The sequence below is a fragment of the Streptomyces sp. NPDC046862 genome (assembly GCF_040704615.1).
Taxonomy (GTDB): Bacteria; Actinomycetota; Actinomycetes; order Streptomycetales; family Streptomycetaceae; genus Streptomyces.
Genome location: NZ_JBEYXP010000030.1, coordinates 1 through 15,835, shown reverse-complemented (window position 1 = coordinate 15,835; position 15,835 = coordinate 1). Strand labels below are relative to the sequence as shown.

At 68.1% G+C, this 15,835-nt stretch carries 15 protein-coding genes; 2 read left to right on the top strand and 13 right to left on the bottom strand.

The genetic code is table 11. From position 1 onward, the window contains the following. Positions 1–62: 62 nt before the first annotated feature. From AB0959_RS29655 to AB0959_RS29630, 6 genes are all read right to left on the bottom strand, one after another. Positions 63–1,130, bottom strand: coding sequence for a WYL domain-containing protein (locus AB0959_RS29655; protein WP_366829686.1), 1,068 nt, complete (start codon positions 1,128–1,130; stop codon positions 63–65). A 15-nt stretch (positions 1,131–1,145) separates the two neighbouring features. Further along, complete coding sequence (locus AB0959_RS29650; RefSeq protein ID WP_366829685.1) at positions 1,146–2,099, bottom strand: WYL domain-containing protein; 954 nt, start codon at positions 2,097–2,099, stop codon at positions 1,146–1,148. 255 nt (positions 2,100–2,354) lie between these two features. Next, positions 2,355–2,729, bottom strand: a complete 375-nt coding sequence (locus AB0959_RS29645; RefSeq protein WP_366829684.1) for an FKBP-type peptidyl-prolyl cis-trans isomerase — start codon at positions 2,727–2,729, stop codon at positions 2,355–2,357. 55 nt (positions 2,730–2,784) lie between these two features. After that, a complete protein-coding gene (locus AB0959_RS29640) occupies positions 2,785–3,762 on the bottom strand; it encodes an FKBP-type peptidyl-prolyl cis-trans isomerase (protein ID WP_366829683.1) in 978 nt (325 codons plus the stop codon). Positions 3,763–4,190: 428 nt separating this feature from the next. After that, on the bottom strand, positions 4,191–5,552 hold the full coding sequence (gene pafA, locus AB0959_RS29635) for a Pup--protein ligase (RefSeq protein WP_366829682.1): 1,362 nt from the start codon (positions 5,550–5,552) through the stop codon (positions 4,191–4,193). Positions 5,553–5,561: 9 nt separating this feature from the next. Beyond that, positions 5,562–6,821 (bottom strand): MFS transporter, encoded by a 1,260-nt coding sequence (locus AB0959_RS29630; protein WP_366829681.1) that lies wholly within the window; start codon positions 6,819–6,821, stop codon positions 5,562–5,564. A gap of 157 nt (positions 6,822–6,978) precedes the next feature. Between AB0959_RS29630 and AB0959_RS29625 the strand changes: the two genes are divergently transcribed. Next, positions 6,979–7,998, top strand: coding sequence for a LacI family DNA-binding transcriptional regulator (locus tag AB0959_RS29625; protein ID WP_366829680.1), 1,020 nt, complete (start codon positions 6,979–6,981; stop codon positions 7,996–7,998). A gap of 169 nt (positions 7,999–8,167) precedes the next feature. Here AB0959_RS29625 and prcA read toward each other — a convergent pair whose 3' ends face one another. The 6 genes from prcA to arc form a co-directional block, all read right to left on the bottom strand. Further along, a complete protein-coding gene (gene prcA, locus AB0959_RS29620) occupies positions 8,168–8,914 on the bottom strand; it encodes a proteasome subunit alpha (RefSeq protein ID WP_366829679.1) in 747 nt (248 codons plus the stop codon). 60 nt (positions 8,915–8,974) lie between these two features. After that, entirely contained in the window at positions 8,975–9,820 is an 846-nt protein-coding gene (prcB, locus tag AB0959_RS29615; RefSeq protein WP_366829678.1) for a proteasome subunit beta, read from the bottom strand. Further along, positions 9,772–10,284, bottom strand: a complete 513-nt coding sequence (locus AB0959_RS29610) for an endonuclease VII domain-containing protein (protein ID WP_366829802.1) — start codon at positions 10,282–10,284, stop codon at positions 9,772–9,774. The genes prcB and AB0959_RS29610 overlap by 49 nt, the downstream gene beginning before the upstream one ends. An 81-nt stretch (positions 10,285–10,365) precedes the next feature. Continuing rightward, positions 10,366–10,584, bottom strand: a complete 219-nt coding sequence (locus tag AB0959_RS29605) for a ubiquitin-like protein Pup (RefSeq protein WP_062646942.1) — start codon at positions 10,582–10,584, stop codon at positions 10,366–10,368. 180 nt (positions 10,585–10,764) lie between these two features. Beyond that, positions 10,765–12,276, bottom strand: a complete 1,512-nt coding sequence (gene dop, locus AB0959_RS29600) for a depupylase/deamidase Dop (RefSeq protein ID WP_366829677.1) — start codon at positions 12,274–12,276, stop codon at positions 10,765–10,767. Between the two features lie 233 nt (positions 12,277–12,509). Further along, entirely contained in the window at positions 12,510–14,276 is a 1,767-nt protein-coding gene (gene arc, locus AB0959_RS29595; RefSeq protein WP_366829676.1) for a proteasome ATPase, read from the bottom strand. Positions 14,277–14,530: 254 nt separating this feature from the next. On the opposite strand from arc, the gene AB0959_RS29590 reads away from it, so the two are divergent. Next, positions 14,531–14,836 carry a ferredoxin gene (locus tag AB0959_RS29590; RefSeq protein WP_366829675.1) on the top strand — a complete coding sequence of 102 codons (306 nt, stop codon included), beginning with the start codon at positions 14,531–14,533 and terminating at the stop codon, positions 14,834–14,836. A gap of 80 nt (positions 14,837–14,916) precedes the next feature. Here the strand turns inward: AB0959_RS29590 and AB0959_RS29585 are convergent, their stop codons facing one another. Then, positions 14,917–15,489, bottom strand: a complete 573-nt coding sequence (locus tag AB0959_RS29585) for a hypothetical protein (protein ID WP_366829674.1) — start codon at positions 15,487–15,489, stop codon at positions 14,917–14,919. Positions 15,490–15,835 lie beyond the last annotated feature (346 nt).

Sequence of the window (15,835 nt, the reverse complement as noted above, 5' to 3'; positions counted from 1 at the left end):
TCGGACACCACCGACCCGCTCAAAGCCCTTGCTCCCCTTTTTCCCTGGTGCCTACGCCTGTCCTACCGCCGGTCCTGGACTCCATGAGGTGCGCACGGGACGCCTTCCGGCTCGCCGTGCCCCAGGGGTGGCTCGTCGTGCTCGGCCTCCGGCCCGTCGTATGCCGCCAGGGCCTCCCGCGCCGCCTGCCGGGCGCTGTCCGCGAGGTCCTGGGGCGAGACGATCCGGCCGTCGCGCCCGAGCCGCAGAGCCAGCCGCCGCAGCGAGGCGGGATCGGGGGTCCGCAGGGTGATACGCAGACCACCGTCCGGCAGTTCATCGGCGCTGTCGTGCGGGTAGTACTCGGCGACCCAGCGGCCGCCCGGCCCGACCTCGACGACCACCTCGGGATCCTCCGCCGCGGGCTGCACGAGCGCCTCGGACAGGTCACGCAACTCGATCTCGGGCGGCGCGGACGGCTCGTCGAGGATCTTGATCTCGGCGACCCGGTCGAGCCGGAAGGTGCGGCGCGCCTCGGAGCGGCGGCACCAGGCCTCGACGTAGGTGTGACCCACGCTGACCAGGCGGATCGGGTCGATCTCGCGCTCGGTGACCTCGTCGCGGGCCGGTGAGTAGTAGCGGATCCACAGACGGCGGCGCTCGGAGATCGCACGGTCGACGTCCGCGAAGACACCGCCCTCCGACTCGAAGGTCACCGAGAGCCGGGAGCTGGCTCCGGCCGCCTCCCCCGCGGCCGCCTCCACCTTGGCGGTGGCCCGCAGCAGCGCCTGCCGGTCGCCCTCGCGCAGACCGGGCAGGGTCGACACGGCCCTGGCGGCCACGAGCAGAGCCGTGGCCTCGTCAGCGGCCAGCCGCAGCGGCTCGGCCGCTTCCGCCCCGAGGGCGGCGGGGTTGTGCCACCAGATCCGGTCACCGTCGGTGTCGATGTCGAGCAGGTCACCGCCACGGAAGCTGGTGCCGCACAGAGGCAGCACGTCCAGATCGGAGATCAGCTCGTCCTCACTGATCCCGAACGCGCGGGCGACATCCTCCACACGGGCGCCGGGACGCTCCCTGAGATACGTGACCAGGGAGAGCATCCGCCGGGTCTGGTCGATGGCGTTCGCCGGCCTGGCCGGTTTTCCCACCACTTTCTTACATCCCCCTCAGCCCTTGGCCACGGCGCGCAGCCGGTCCACCACATCGGCCCGCAGCTCGGCCGGATCCAGGACCACCACGTCGGGCCCGAACTCCACCAGCCAGGCATCCAGACCGTGCCCGTACGGAATCTCCAACTCGTCCCAGCCGTTGCCGAGTTCCCGTACCGAGGTGGCTTTCGCCCGCAAGGGGTAACCGGCGCCCGAACGCAGCCGGATCAGCGCGGAGCGGTCGGCGGTCTCCCCGGCCCAGCTCGCCACGGTCTCGCGCACCGTGACGACGTCCGGGACCTCGGCAGTGAAGGCGCCGCTGCGCGTGCGCACCTTGCCCGTGATGCGGGAGAGCCGGAAGACCCGCTCGGCACCGCGGTCACGGTCCCAGCCGGCCAGGTACCAGTGGCCGCGCCAGCACTCCAGCGCCCACGGCTCGACGGTACGCGGCTCGGGGCGGGCGGCGGTCGCCTTGCGGTACTCGAAGACGACCGGACGACGGTCGCGGCAGGCCAGCATCAGCGGCTCGAAGGCGGCCTCGTGCACCGGGATCCGGGGCTCCAGAGCGCCATGCGCCCCGTACGGGTCGACGTCCTCGGGCAGACCGGCCGCACGCAGCTTCTGCAGGGCACCACTCGCCGCGCCCGCCAGACGCGCCTGCTGCCACACCTTGGCGGCCAGCCCGAGAGCGGCGGCCTCCTCGGCATCCAGGGTGATGGGCGGCAGCCGGTTGCTGTCGCGGCGTGCCATGTAGCCGACCTCGCCGTCGAGGTTCTCCACCGTCTCGATGACCAGGCCGAGTTCACGCAGATCGTCCTTGTCGCGCTCGAACATCCGGTTGAAGGAGTCGTCGGACCCGGCTTCCAGATAGGCCTCGATGGACTGGCGCAGTTCGCGCTTGCTCAGCGGTCGCCGCGTCCCCAGCAGACACAGCGCCAGGTTCATCAGCCGCTCCGCCTTGGCAATGGCCATCGACGCCCTACGTCCTCTCGGTCGGCCCTTCTGAGCCATGACCGTACCGCCCCGCGGTACCCCGGCAAAAGCCAAGGGCCCATGCCCGCACAGGCATGGGCCCAGATGATCGGGACCGGTCGGGTCCCGATCACACGGCGTACGACGACCGCGCCGTACAGCGATCGAATCGCACCGGACGATCAGGCGCCCGCACACCGGTCCCTCCCGGTGGCACCGCGCGCACGACCGCCGGCGGCGCGCTCCTGGGACGGCTCAGACCGAGACCAGGTCGCAGACGAAGATCAGCGTCTCGCCGGGGGCGATACGGCCGCCACCGGCACCACGGTCGCCGTAGGCGAGGTGGGCGGGAATGGTCAGCTGACGACGCCCGCCGACCTTCATGCCCTGCACACCCTGGTCCCAGCCCGCGATGACCTGGCCGGCACCGAGCTGGAACTGCAGCGGCGTGCCGCGGTTCCAGGACGCGTCGAACTCCTCGCCGGTGGAGAAGGCCACGCCCACATAGTGGACGGAGACTGAGTCGCCCGCCTTCGCGACCGGCCCGTCGCCCTCCCAGATGTCCTTGATCTCAAGGTCCTTCGGGGGCTCGCCGCCCGGGAAGTCGATCTCGGGCTTGTCGATGCTCACTTCATCACTCCTTGTTGCGTGACCTGCGTGGAGAACAGTCTCACAGACCACCCGGTCAGACGGCGCCGAGGATGTCCACCACGAAGACCAGCGTGTTCTTGGCCAGCTCACTGTTGGGGCTCGCGCCGTAGCCGAGGGAGGGCGGGATCACCAGCAGCACCCGGTCACCCACGTTCTTGCCGACGAGGCCCTTGTCCCAGCCCTGCACCACGGAGCCGGTGCCGATCTGGAAGGCGGTGGCGCCGCCGTGGTCCCAGGAGGAGTCGAACTTCTTGCCGTCCTCCCACTTGACCCCGGTGTACTGGGCGATGAGCCCCTGGCCCGCCTCGACCTTCTTGCCGCTGCCCTTGATCAGCACCTGCTGCTTGAGGTCCTTGGGGGCCTTGGCGCCCTTGGGGACGGTGATGGTCGCCGCCTTCTGCGACGGGGCCTTCACCTCGGGCATCCCGGACTCGGAGGCCGCCTGCTCGCCCTTGGCCTCGGCCTTGGCGTCCACAGCGGCGGCGCCGACCGGGTCGACCACCCAGATCAGCACGTCCTTCGCGGCGATGCCGGAGGACGGGTTCAGGTTCTGGCCGAGCAGATCGGCGGCCGTGCCCTGCACGAGGATCCGGCTGCCCGCCTTCTTGCCCTTCACGGCGTCGATGACCTTGTCGGGCAGCTGCTGGCTCGGCTTGCCGATCTGCTCGACGGACTGCGGCCGGGCCGTCTTGCCGCCGGTCTGCGCCGCCCAGGTGCCGCCGAGTTCCTTGCCACCGCCCCACTTCTCGACGGTCCAGTCCAGCCGGACGAAGTCGGAGGCCTTGATCACGCTCCCACTGCCCTCCGAGACCGTCTTGGTCACGGTCTTCTTGGACGGCTTGCCGTCCTTGGGCACGGAGATCTCGGGTTTCTCCCCGACCTTCCCCTTGATCTGGGCGACGCCTGCTGCCGCATCGCCGTTGTTCCCGTCGTCCGAACCGCACGCGGCGGTGAACAACAGGGCGGGGACGGCCAGCAGCGCGGCGACACGTCGTTTCGTATTGAAGTTCATCAGTCCAACTGGGCTCGGGGGTGAGGGCAATGGCCGCCACTCTACGACGTACACGCTCCGCGGGGCCGATCACCGCACAACACGCCGCCCCACAGGCAGCCGGCCGGTACGAGCCCGTGTCATGACAGAGCGCAAATCGAGCCCTGTTGTGCGCCAATGCTTCTGGAAATCCCCGGACGGGAAAAATCGCAGTAATACCGCCGCCCAGGACCCGCACCGGCACACACCACCCGACGCATCGTCCACAGCTCGTCGATCCCCCGTCACAAGGCGTCGTCGGCACACCACAGCCGTTTCGACAAACAATGTGCCGCCGCGCACGAACCGAACGCCACCCCACACAGAAACGCCCGGTGGCCGGAAGGCACTCCTGCCTCCCGGCCACCGGGCGTCCCGCGCGGCCCGCTCCGTGACGAGCCGGCGTCGGCTCACATACCGGCGATCAGCTTCTCCACCCGGTCGTCCACCGAACGGAACGGGTCCTTGCACAACACCGTGCGCTGAGCCTGGTCGTTCAGCTTCAGGTGCACCCAGTCGACCGTGAAGTCACGGCGCTGCTCCTGGGCCCGCCGGATGAAGTCACCGCGCAGCCGGGCCCGAGTGGTCTGCGGCGGAACGGACTTGCCCTCGAAGATCTTCAGATCGTTGCAGATCCGGGCGGCCTGCCCCTTCTTCTCCAAGAGGTAGTACAGCCCACGACGGCGGTGGATGTCGTGATAGGCGAGGTCTATCTGGGCGACCCGCGGATGCGACATGGTCATGTTGTGCTTGGCGCGGTACCGCTCGATGAGCTTGTACTTCATGACCCAGTCGATCTCGGTGCCGATCCGGTCGAGGTCCTCGGACTCGATCGCGTCCAGCGTGCGGCCCCACAGCTCCAGGACCTGCTCGACCGTGCCGGTTCGGATACCGCGACGGTCGCAGAAGTCCACGGCCTTCTCGTAGTACTCGCGCTGCACCTCCAGGGCCGAGGCCTCACGGCCACTGGCCAGACGCACCTTCCGGCGCCCGGTGATGTCGTGGCTGACCTCACGGATCGCCCGGATCGGGTTCTCCAGGGTCAGATCACGCATCACGGTGCCCGCCTCGATCATGCGGAGCACCAGGTCCGTGGCGCCGACCTTGAGGAGCATGGTCGTCTCGGACATGTTCGAGTCGCCCACGATCACATGCAGACGGCGGTAACGCTCCGCATCCGCGTGCGGCTCGTCGCGCGTGTTGATGATCGGCCGGGAACGGGTCGTCGCCGACGACACGCCCTCCCAGATGTGCTCGGCACGCTGGCTGACGCAGTACACGGCGCCACGCGGAGTCTGCAGCACCTTGCCCGCCCCGCACAGCAGCTGCCGCGTGACGAGGAACGGAATGAGGATGTCCGCGAGCCGGGAGAACTCCCCGTGCCGGGCCACCAGATAGTTCTCGTGGCAACCGTAGGAGTTGCCCGCCGAGTCGGTGTTGTTCTTGAACAGGTAGACGTCGCCTGCGATTCCCTCCTCGTGCAGGCGGCGTTCGGCGTCGACCAGCAGTCCTTCGAGAATGCGCTCGCCGGCCTTGTCATGAGTGACCAGTTCGGTCACGTTGTCACATTCGGGTGTCGCGTATTCCGGATGTGAGCCCACGTCGAGATACAGACGGGCCCCGTTCCGCAGAAACACATTGCTGCTGCGGCCCCATGACACGACACGGCGGAAGAGGTACCGCGCCACCTCGTCAGGAGACAGGCGGCGCTGTCCCCTGAACGTGCACGTGACGCCGTACTCGTTCTCCAGCCCGAAAATGCGGCGGTCCATGACTGAACATTACGCCCGATCCCCTGAGCTGAAACGGGGTTCGACGGCACGGTTTGGATCATTTTCCGAAGAGACCCCAACCACCGGCCCCTCACCAGGAACCGCGAGGACCCGCCCGGTGACCAGCAACACCAGCGCGGAGACACCCCCCGCCGCACCCGGCACGACAAAGCCCCATACGGCCCCACCCGACTCCACGACAGGCCCCGCCAGCCCCGTACCGACCGACATACCCACCGTGAACGTCGTCACGAGCCAGGAGAACGCCTCCGTGACCGTACCGCGCGGCGCATGCCGGTCCACGAGCACGAAGGCACACGCGATGGCAGGCGCCAGGAAGACACCCGCGAGGGCCGTCAGCGCCGTCATCGCGACCGGACCGGGCATCAGCACCAGCGGCAGGTAACAGACCGCCAGAAGGGCCACCAGCAGCCGCAGTCGGCGCTCCGGCGCACCCACCCACTGCCGCGCCCCGTACACAGTGCCGCCCACGAGCGCACCCAGCCCCAGACCCGCCATCAGCCAGCCGTACACCGCGTCGCCCCCGTGACCGTCCGCGTACGAGACGGCGGCGACCGTGATGGAACCCAGCGCGACGCCGACGAACAGGAACGCCGACAGCATCACCAGCAGCCCCGGCGAACGCAGCGCACCCAGCCAGTGGGCCTCGCGCGGCGCCGACCGCCACGCGCGCGAAGGCGGCGACACGACGACCGAAAGGGCACCCAGGACGCCGATGACATTCAGCAGGACGAGTGCGGTCCGGGCGGACCACAGCGACACGCTCAGCGTCACGAGCAGCGGCCCGACGGTGAACATGACCTCCTGCGCCACGGCGTCCATCGCGTACGCCCGGTGCACCTGCTCCTCCTTACGGAGGACAGAGGGCCACAGCGCCCGCAGACCGCCCTCCAGAGGAGGCGTGAAAAGCCCGGCGACCGTCACCGCGGCGTACGCCGGCACCAGCGACCCGATACCCGTGAAGGCGAACACGGTCATCCCGAGAGCCGAGACGAGCGCGGCCGGCAACTGGACACGAGGCTGACCGTGGAGGTCCACGAGACGGCCGAGCACGGGCTGGCCCACGGCGTTGGCGACGCCGTACACGGCGACCAGAGCCCCCGCGAGGCTGTACGTCCCACCCTCCGCCCGCACGAAGAGCACGACGGCGATCGCAGCCGTGATGTTCGGCAGCCGGCCCACGAGCGTGCCGGTCAGCAGGCGCGCGGCGTGCCGTGCCCTGAGGATCTCCAGGTATCCGGCGGCCATGTCCCCACCCTTCTCCCATGAAGTGTTACGTATAACGTCGCTCGCCATACGTACCATGTGCGCTGTCCACGAGTCCAGAAGCCAGTCCAGAAGCCAGCCCAGAACCCAGTCCAGAACCCAGTCCAGAAGCCGGTCCAGACGAAGGAGCAGGGCAACGGTGGCACGAGGCAGTACCCGCCCCACGAGCCGCGACGTCGCCCAGGCCGCGGGCGTCTCCCAGGCCGCGGTCTCCCTCGTCCTCGGCGACAAGTGGCACGGACGCGTGTCACAGACCACCGCGGAACGCGTCCGGGAAGCCGCACGCGAACTCGGCTACCGGCCGAACCTCGCCGCCCGCAACCTCCGGCTGGGCCACACGCGCACCGTACTTCTCGTGGTCCCCGCCCTGACCACCGAGTTCTTCGGAGGCGTCTACACCGGCGCGGCCCGGATCGCGGCACAACACGGCTTCGGTGTGGTGCTGTACCCGTCCCCGGAGGGCATCGGACCGGCCCGGAACCCCTTCGCCTCGGCACAGGCGGCTCTCGACGGCGTGATCGCCTCCTCCATGGCCGCCGACGCGCTGACGGACATCCGGGGCGACCAACTGCCCCTCGTCATGCTCGACAGCGACCCCGAGGGCAGCCTGGGCGCGGCGACGGTCAACCTCGACATCGCCGACGGCGTACGACAGGTCACCGACCACCTGCTGGGCCTAGGCCACCGCCACTACCTGCACCTGGCGGCCGACATCGCCTCCTGGACCTTCGAGGCGCGGGCGCGCGAACTCGCGACCCGTCTGGCCGCCGTACCGGACACCCTGCTCCGCACGGCCCGCGCACCGATCTCCATCGAGGCCGCCGTGACAGCCGCCGAAACAGCCCTCTCGGCTCCCGGCCCGGGCCCACGCCCAACAGCACTCGTCTGCGACGACGACAAACTCGCCGCCGGGGCGTACAAGGCCGCTCGCCGCCTCGGCCTGCGCATCCCCGAGGACATCTCCGTCACCGGCCTGGACGACCTCGCCCTCGCCCAGGCCCTCGACCCGGAACTCACCACGGTCCGCCTGGACGCGGAGCTCTTCGGGGAACGGGGCATGCAGGCCCTGCTGGCGGTCCTGGAGGGCCGTACACCCGAGGGCGGGGACATTCCGGTGGAGCTGGTGGTACGGGGCTCTACGGCGCCTCCAGGGGGCTGAGCGCCCGTTGAGGTGGTCTGGTGTCTGCGAGCCGACAGTGGCTGGTCGCGCAGTGCCCCGCGCCCCTGTCGGGGCGGCACCGCGCCTCCCCAACGCCGCGCGCCCCGGCCTGCTCGGCCGGGGCGCGCTGTCGGGCGGTGGGTGTACCGGGGGGCGATACCGGTGGGTCCTACTTCTCCTCGTCGGAGTCCTCGGCCTCCGCGGCCGTCTCCGCGCCGCCGGCCTCCAGCAGACGGGCCAGCTGCCGGCCCACGATGCGCTTGAACTTGCGCTTCTGCGGACGCGTACGGTCCAGGACCGCGACCTCCATGCGCTCCGCGGGGATCTCCCGCTCACTGCCGTTCGTGTCGCGGGACAGGGCCTGCACGGCCAGCTTCAGCGCCTCGGCGAGCGACATGCCGTCCTGGTGACGCTGATCGAGGTAACCGCTGATCTGCTCGGCGTTACCCCCGACCGCGACCGAGCCGTGCTCGTCCACGATCGAGCCGTCGTGCGGCAGACGGTAGATCTGGTCGCCCTCCGGGCTCTCCCCCACCTCGGCGACCACCAGCTCCACCTCGTACGGCTTCTCGGCCGAGGAGGAGAAGATCGTGCCCAGCGTCTGCGCGTAGACGTTCGCCAGACCCCGAGCGGTCACATCGTCACGGTCATAGGTGTAACCCCGAAGGTCGGCATAGCGGACGCCGCCGATCCGGAGGTTCTCGTACTCGTTGTACTTGCCGGCGGCCGCGAAACCGATCCGGTCATAGATCTCGCTGAACTTGTGCAGCGCACGGGACGGGTTCTCACCGACGAACACGATGCCGTCGGCATACTGCAGCACGACCAGGCTGCGGCCACGGGCGATGCCCTTACGGGCGTACTCCGCCCGGTCCGCCATCGCCTGCTGAGGTGAGACATAGAACGGCGTCGACACCGGTTATCCGTCCCTTTCTGTGGAAGTCACTCGATCACCTTGACAAGAAACGGCCGCCGACTAGAGCAGCGCGGCCCGCGGGCCGTCCGGCTGCTCCAGGCGCCGCGCCAGGATCGAACGGGCGATCTCGGAGGACTCCTCCTCGGTGAGCCGGCGGAAGCCGTCCTCGGTGATCACAGTGACGATCGGGTAGATCCGGCGAGCCACGTCGGGACCGCCCGTCGCCGAGTCGTCGTCGGCCGCGTCGTACAGGGCCTGGACCACGAGGGTCGTGGCGTCTTCCTCGCTCAGGTCGTCACGGAAAAGCTTCTTCATGGCGCCGCGCGCGAAGATCGAACCGGATCCCGTGGCCGCGAAGTTCGTTTCCTCGGAACGGCCACCCGTGACGTCGTACGAGAAGATCCGGCCCTTGTCACGGTCGACGTCGTAGCCGGCGAAGAGCGGGACCACGGCGAGGCCCTGCATGGCCATGCCGAGGTTGGAACGGATCATCGTCGACAGACGGTTCGCCTTGCCCTCCAGCGACAGCTGGGCGCCCTCGACCTTCTCGAAGTGCTCCAGCTCCAGCTGGAAGAGCTTGACCATCTCGACGGCAAGTCCGGCGGTGCCGGCGATACCGACGGCCGAGTACTCGTCCGCCGGGAACACCTTCTCGATGTCACGCTGAGCAATGACGTTGCCCATGGTGGCGCGCCGGTCACCGGCCAGCACCACGCCGCCCGGGAACGTGACGGCCACGATCGTCGTGCCGTGCGGGGCCTCGATCACGCCCTGGGTGGGCGGCAGCTGCCGGTTGCCCGGGAGGATCTCCGGCTGGTGCTCGGACAGGAAGTCCATGAACGAGGACGACCCAGGCGTCAGGAAGGCAGCTGGTAGACGCCCGGTGCTACGAGGATTGGCTTCCACGCGTTTCCTTCCACGTATGTCGCAGCCCGCCTTATCACGTCGGGCCGATCCTTGAACTGCCCCAGTGCCGCGTTGCAGCTGAAGCACAGTACGCCACGGACCCTACCCGTCTCGTGGCAGTGATCCACATGCTCAGCTGGAGCATCGAGGCAGATACAACAGATGCCTCGCTGCCCTGCGATCATCGCGTCCAACTCGGCTGGAGTGAGGCCGTACTTACGGCGAAGGTGGTCCGCTGGACCAGCAGCCGCCTTGCACGCCTTACATCGGCTCGCCAGCCCATCCGGAGCGCTGTTCTTGCGATGCCACTCGCTGTGGGGCTTCACCTCGTCGCAGCCACGACAATGCTTGTGCCCAAGCGGAACGAGCACCTTCTCGCGAACCGTCCGCCCTTTCGCCTCCTGGCGCTGCCGGTAGTACTCGGCAGAGCACTCCCGGCAGTACGCCTGAAGGCCACCGTGCATGGACTTGTTGCTAGCGAATGCCGCCCGCGGCTTTTTCTGTTGGCACCGCGAACACTTCTTGCTGTCGTTCACGTATGTGGATTACTGTCCACCCTTTTGAACGAAGCTTCGAACGAAATCCTCGGCGTTCTCCTCCAAGACGTCATCGATTTCGTCCAGGACGGAGTCCACGTCGTCCGACAGCTTCTCCTGCCGCTCCTTCAGGTCCTCGCTCGCCTGTGCCTCAGGTGCCTGCTCCTCGACCTCCTCGGTCGAGCGTGTGGCCTTCTGCTGTCCGCCGCCGGTGTCCTTGGTCGCCATAACCCTCACCCCGCTCAGTTCGCCCGACATGGTCGGCATTGCTGCCGATCGGTCTTGATCAGACCCTACAAGCCCGGTCTGACATTGGCCCCGCAGTTGCTACAACGTCCGGGGACCATCTCGATGATTCCCGGACGCCGCCTTTTCCACCCTGCCCGGATCCCCCGCCAAAGCGCGCGCTCAGCCGCCCGACAACACCTTGACCAGGTCTTCTGCCGTGCGACAGCGGTCCAGGAGCTCCTTGACGTGATTACGCGTTCCGCGAAGCGGTTCCAGGGTTGGGACGCGCTGGAGGGAGTCCCGGCCGGGCAGGTCGAAGATCACGGAATCCCAGGAGGCCGCCGCGACGTCGTCGGCGTACTGCTCCAGGCAGCGCCCCCGGAAGTACGCCCGGGTGTCCTCCGGCGGCTTCGTACGGGCCCGCTCGACGTCGTCCTCGTCGAGGAGCCGCTTGATCTTGCCGCGCGCCACGAGACGGTTGTATAGGCCCTTCTCGGCCCGTACGTCGGCGTACTGGAGGTCGATGAGGTGCAGTCGGGCCGCGTCCCAGTCGAGGTTGTCGCGGCGCCGGTAGCCTTCCATGAGCTCGCGTTTGGCGACCCAGTCGAGTTCTCCGGAGAGGCTCATGGGGTCGTTCTCCAGGCGGGTGAGCGTGTCCTCCCATCGGGTGAGGACGTCCCTGGTCTGGTCGTCGGCGTCGGCCCCGAAGCGCTCCTCCACGTATTTGCGCGCGAGCTCGTAGTACTCCATCTGGAGTTGTACGGCGGTCAGTGTGCGTCCGCTGCGGAGTGTCACCACGCGCTTGAGGGACGGGTCGTGCGAGACCTGGTGGAGGGTGCGTACGGGCTGGTCGACGGCCAGGTCGACGGCGATGAAGCCGTCCTCGATCATGGAGAGGACCAGGGCTGTCGTGCCGAGCTTGAGGTACGTCGAGATCTCTGACAGGTTCGCGTCGCCGATGATCACGTGCAGGCGCCGGTACTTCTCGGCGTCGGCGTGTGGTTCGTCGCGCGTGTTGATGATGGGGCGCTTCAGCGTCGTCTCGAGGCCGACCTCGACCTCGAAGTAGTCGGCTCGCTGGCTGAGCTGGAAGCCGTGCTCGTGGCCGTCCTGGCCGATGCCGACGCGGCCGGCTCCGGCGAAGACCTGGCGGGAGACGAAGAACGGCGTGAGGTGGCGCACGATGTCCGAGAAGGGGGTTTCCCGCTTCATCAGGTAGTTCTCGTGCATGCCGTAGGAGGCGCCCTTGTTGTCGGTGTTGTTCTTGTAGAGGTGGATCGGCTGGGCGCCGGGGAGCTGGGCCGCGCGTTCGGCGGCCTCTGCCATGATCCGCTCGCCGGCCTTGTCCCACAGGACGGCGTCGCGTGGGTTGGTGACCTCGGGAGCGCTGTACTCCGGGTGGGCGTGGTCGACGTAGAGCCGTGCGCCGTTGGTGAGGATCACGTTGGCGAGGCCGATGTCCTCGTCGGTGAGCTGGCTGGCGTCGGCGGCCTCGCGGGCGAGGTCGAAGCCTCGCGCGTCCCGCAGCGGGTTCTCCTCCTCGAAGTCCCATCGGGCCCGGCGGGCCCGGTGCATCGCCGCGGCGTAGGCGTTGACGATCTGGGACGAGGTGAGCATGGCATTGGCGTTGGGGTGGCCGGGGACGGAGATGCCGTACTCCGTCTCGATGCCCATTACTCGCCGTACGGTCATGCGGCCCTCCTTGCCGGGCGGCGCCCTCGGTCGGGGGCGGCGCTCAAGTACCGCTGGCGCTCCGGTGCGTGTGCGGTGCCCGTCCCCGCACTGCGCGACTCGGCGGTACGAAAGAGCCTAGAACGCCTCTGCGCTGGTGGGGAGATCATTTGCGTCATTGCCTTGCTCCAGCCGTGCCCCGAAAACAGTCGGCTGCGGGTACCCATGAAGGGCACCCGCAGCCGCCCTGTCTGTTACAGGTACTGTCCGGTGTTGGCCACCGTGTCGATGGAGCGTCCGGTGTCAGCACCCTGCTTTCCGGTGATCAGGGTACGGATGTAGACGATCCGTTCGCCCTTCTTTCCGGAGATCCGGGCCCAGTCGTCCGGGTTTGTCGTGTTGGGCAGGTCTTCATTCTCCTTGAACTCGTCCACGCACGCCTGCAGGAGGTGGGAGACCCTCAGGCCCTTCTGGTTCTTCTCGAGGAAGTCCTTGATGGCCATCTTCTTGGCGCGGCCGACGATGTTCTCGATCATGGCGCCGGAGTTGAAGTCCTTGAAGTAGAGGACTTCCTTGTCTCCGTTGGCGTAGGTGACCTCCAGGAAGCGGTTTTCCTCCGATTCGGCGTACATCTGTTCCACCGCGGTCTGGATCATGCTCTGGACCGTGCTGGTCTTGTCGCCGCTGTGCTCGTTGAGGTCGTCACCGTGGAGCGGGAGGCGCTCGGTGAGGTACTTGGCGAAGATGTCCTTGGCCGCTTCGGCGTCCGGGCGCTCGATCTTGATCTTCACGTCGAGGCGGCCGGGGCGCAGGATGGCGGGGTCGATCATGTCCTCGCGGTTGGAGGCGCCGATCACGACCACGTTCTGCAGGCCTTCCACGCCGTCGATCTCGGCGAGCAGCTGGGGGACGATCGTGTTTTCGACGTCCGAGCTGACACCCGAGCCTCGGGTGCGGAAGAGGGATTCCATTTCGTCGAAGAAGACGATGACGGGGGTGCCCTCGCTGGCCTTCTCCCGTGCGCGCTGGAAGACGAGGCGGATCTGCCGCTCGGTCTCACCGACGTACTTGTTCAGGAGCTCGGGGCCCTTGATGTTGAGGAAGAAGCTCTTGCCGGCGGCCACGCCGGTCACCTCGGCGACCTTCTTGGCGAGTGAGTTCGCCACGGCCTTGGCGATGAGTGTCTTGCCGCATCCCGGGGGGCCGTACAGGAGGACGCCCTTGGGCGGCCGGAGCTCGTGCTCCCTGAAGAGGTCGGGGTAGAGGTACGGGAGCTCGACGGCGTCGCGGATCATCTCGATCTGGTTGCCCAGACCACCGATCTGCTCGTAGCCGATGTCGGGTACCTCTTCGAGGACGAGCTCCTCGACTTCGCTCTTCGGTACGACCTCGTAAACGTAGCCGGACCTCGGTTCGAGCAGCAGGGCGTCGCCGGGGCGGATGGTGATGTCCAGCAGCGGCTCGGCGAGCCGTACCACCCGTTCCTCGTCGGTGTGCCCCACTACGAGGGCGCGCTCGCCGTCCTCGAGGATCTCCTTGAGGGTGACGATGTCGCCGACGCTCTCGTACTCCATGGCCTCGACCACGTTGAGCGCTTCGTTGAGCATTACTTCCTGGCCGCGTCGGAGCTCGTCGAGCTCGACGCTGGGGCTGACGTTCACCCGGAGCTTGCGGCCCCCGGTGAAGATGTCGGCCGTACCGTCCTCGTTCGCCACAAGGAAGACACCGAAGCCGGCCGGTGGCTGTGCGAGCCGGTCGACCTCCTCCTTGAGGGCCACGATCTGGTCGCGGGCCTCACGGAGCGTGTTCGCGAGTCGCTCGTTCTGGGCGGACACGCCGGCCAGGTTCGTCTGCAGCTCGACGATCCGCTCTTCGAGAATCCTCGTGTGTCGCGGAGAGTCGGCGAGCTTGCGTCGCAGGACGGCGATCTCCTGCTCAAGGTAGGCGATCTGCCCGGCCGGGTCGTCGGACCCTCGTCCCGGGCGGATGCCGCGGTTCATGTCGTCGTCGTGGGCTGCCACGGTCCTCACCTCCTCCAAGGGGAGCTGGACGCTTCCAGACCCTACCTGGGTGGGTGTCGATTGAAACCCCTAGATCACAAAGACTGTCAAGGTGTGTCCGATCTTCACCCTTGCGCTCTCCCTCACGCCAGGGGAATACCCACGGAACATGATTGGGAAGCGGCCGGAGGTAGGGTCGACGTGTTCAACACCCGTCAGAGCTGGGCCGACTTGCCTTCATTTCGGATCGGTCGGCGCAGGAAACGGCAGGAGAGATGACCGTGCAGCAGGAGGCCGGAGCAGGCGGCGAGGCACTGGAGGTCTGGATCGACCAGGACCTGTGCACCGGCGACGGTATCTGCGCCCAGTACGCCCCGGAGGTCTTCGAGCTCGACATCGACGGCCTGGCCTACGTGAAGGGTTCGGACGACGAGTTGCTGCAGGCCCCGGGGGCCACAACCCCCGTGCCGCTGACGCTTCTCACGGATGTCGTGGACTCCGCGAAGGAGTGTCCGGGAGAGTGCATCCATGTGCGTCGGGTTTCGGACAGGGTCGAGGTTCACGGCCCGGACGCGGAGTGACCTGACGCGTACGCAGCGTCACGAATGTCTGTTTTCTCACATCGGTGGGGCCGCTGCGGGCGCGCTGAGGGAGGCGTTGGTCACACGCCCAGCGCGCCGGAGGGCGTGGAGCGGACGAACGCGCCGTTCTTCCACTGCCACTTGGCATGGTCGGTCACGTCGGGGCAGCAACTCGGTACGTCGATCGAGGAGTAGCCGAGGAGGGTCGCCGTCACCGCGCCGTCACGGACGGCGAAGTCCTTGACGGTGAACCGGTCCTTCGGGGTGACGAGGGTGGCGACCACGCGGGGTTTTGGGGCGGTGCCCCGGGTGAGGACGTAGACGCCGTCGGGCGGGCTTCCGGATCCGGCGTCGCAGTGGACCACGGCGACCGTCTCGGGGATGCCGTCGCCGTCGAGGTCTCCGGAGGCCTTCATCCGTACGAGGGCCTTGGAGGGTCCGCATTCGATGGGGAAGTCGACGCCGGCGGGGTTCGGGGCCGTCACGGTGACCGGGGCGGACCGCGTTTCGGGGCCGGCCTGTACCGCTGTCGCCGGATCGGGTTGCAGCAGCGAGGACAGGGCGACGACGGCGGAGAGAGCGGTGGCCGTGGCGACCCAGTGGATGGGGCGGGCGTGCGTGTGTGCCAGTTCCGGGACGGCGGATTGCTGCACGAGAGATGTGTCTCCTGTGAGGGCTGTGCCGGTGGGGGTGAGGGTGGGGGTGGGGGTGGACCGCATGGTGCCACACGTCACAGTGCGACGGAACGGCGGGGTGGGGACTTTTGGTGCGTGTTCGCGGAGTTGGGGCGCGTGGGCGGTCCGCATCGCCGTCGCTGTGTCGTCTTGTCGACAGGAACTGGCGTCACGTCGACAGTCACGTCAACAGACCTCACGTCAACAGAAGAGCGCCGTGGTGGAGTTCCCGGACCCTGCCGGGAACTCGAACTCCCGGCGGAGCAGCGGCACCGGGCCGGGGGAGGTACGGCCCTGGTCACTGGGCACATGGACGGGACGGGCC

What these genes read in the sequence shown, in the direction of transcription:
- AB0959_RS29650 (WP_366829685.1), bottom strand. Translation starts at nt 2,099, where the DNA reads ATGGCCATTGCCAAGGCGGAGCGGCTGATGAACCTGGCGCTGTGTCTG.
- AB0959_RS29640 (WP_366829683.1), bottom strand. Translation starts at nt 3,762, where the DNA reads ATGAACTTCAATACGAAACGACGTGTCGCCGCGCTGCTGGCCGTCCCC.
- pafA (WP_366829682.1), bottom strand. Translation starts at nt 5,552, where the DNA reads ATGGACCGCCGCATTTTCGGGCTGGAGAACGAGTACGGCGTCACGTGC.
- AB0959_RS29630 (WP_366829681.1), bottom strand. Translation starts at nt 6,821, where the DNA reads ATGGCCGCCGGATACCTGGAGATCCTCAGGGCACGGCACGCCGCGCGC.
- AB0959_RS29610 (WP_366829802.1), bottom strand. Translation starts at nt 10,284, where the DNA reads ATGCACGGTGGCCTTCAGGCGTACTGCCGGGAGTGCTCTGCCGAGTAC.
- AB0959_RS29605 (WP_062646942.1), bottom strand. Translation starts at nt 10,584, where the DNA reads ATGGCGACCAAGGACACCGGCGGCGGACAGCAGAAGGCCACACGCTCG.
- dop (WP_366829677.1), bottom strand. Translation starts at nt 12,276, where the DNA reads ATGACCGTACGGCGAGTAATGGGCATCGAGACGGAGTACGGCATCTCC.
- AB0959_RS29590 (WP_366829675.1), top strand. Translation starts at nt 14,531, where the DNA reads ATGACCGTGCAGCAGGAGGCCGGAGCAGGCGGCGAGGCACTGGAGGTC.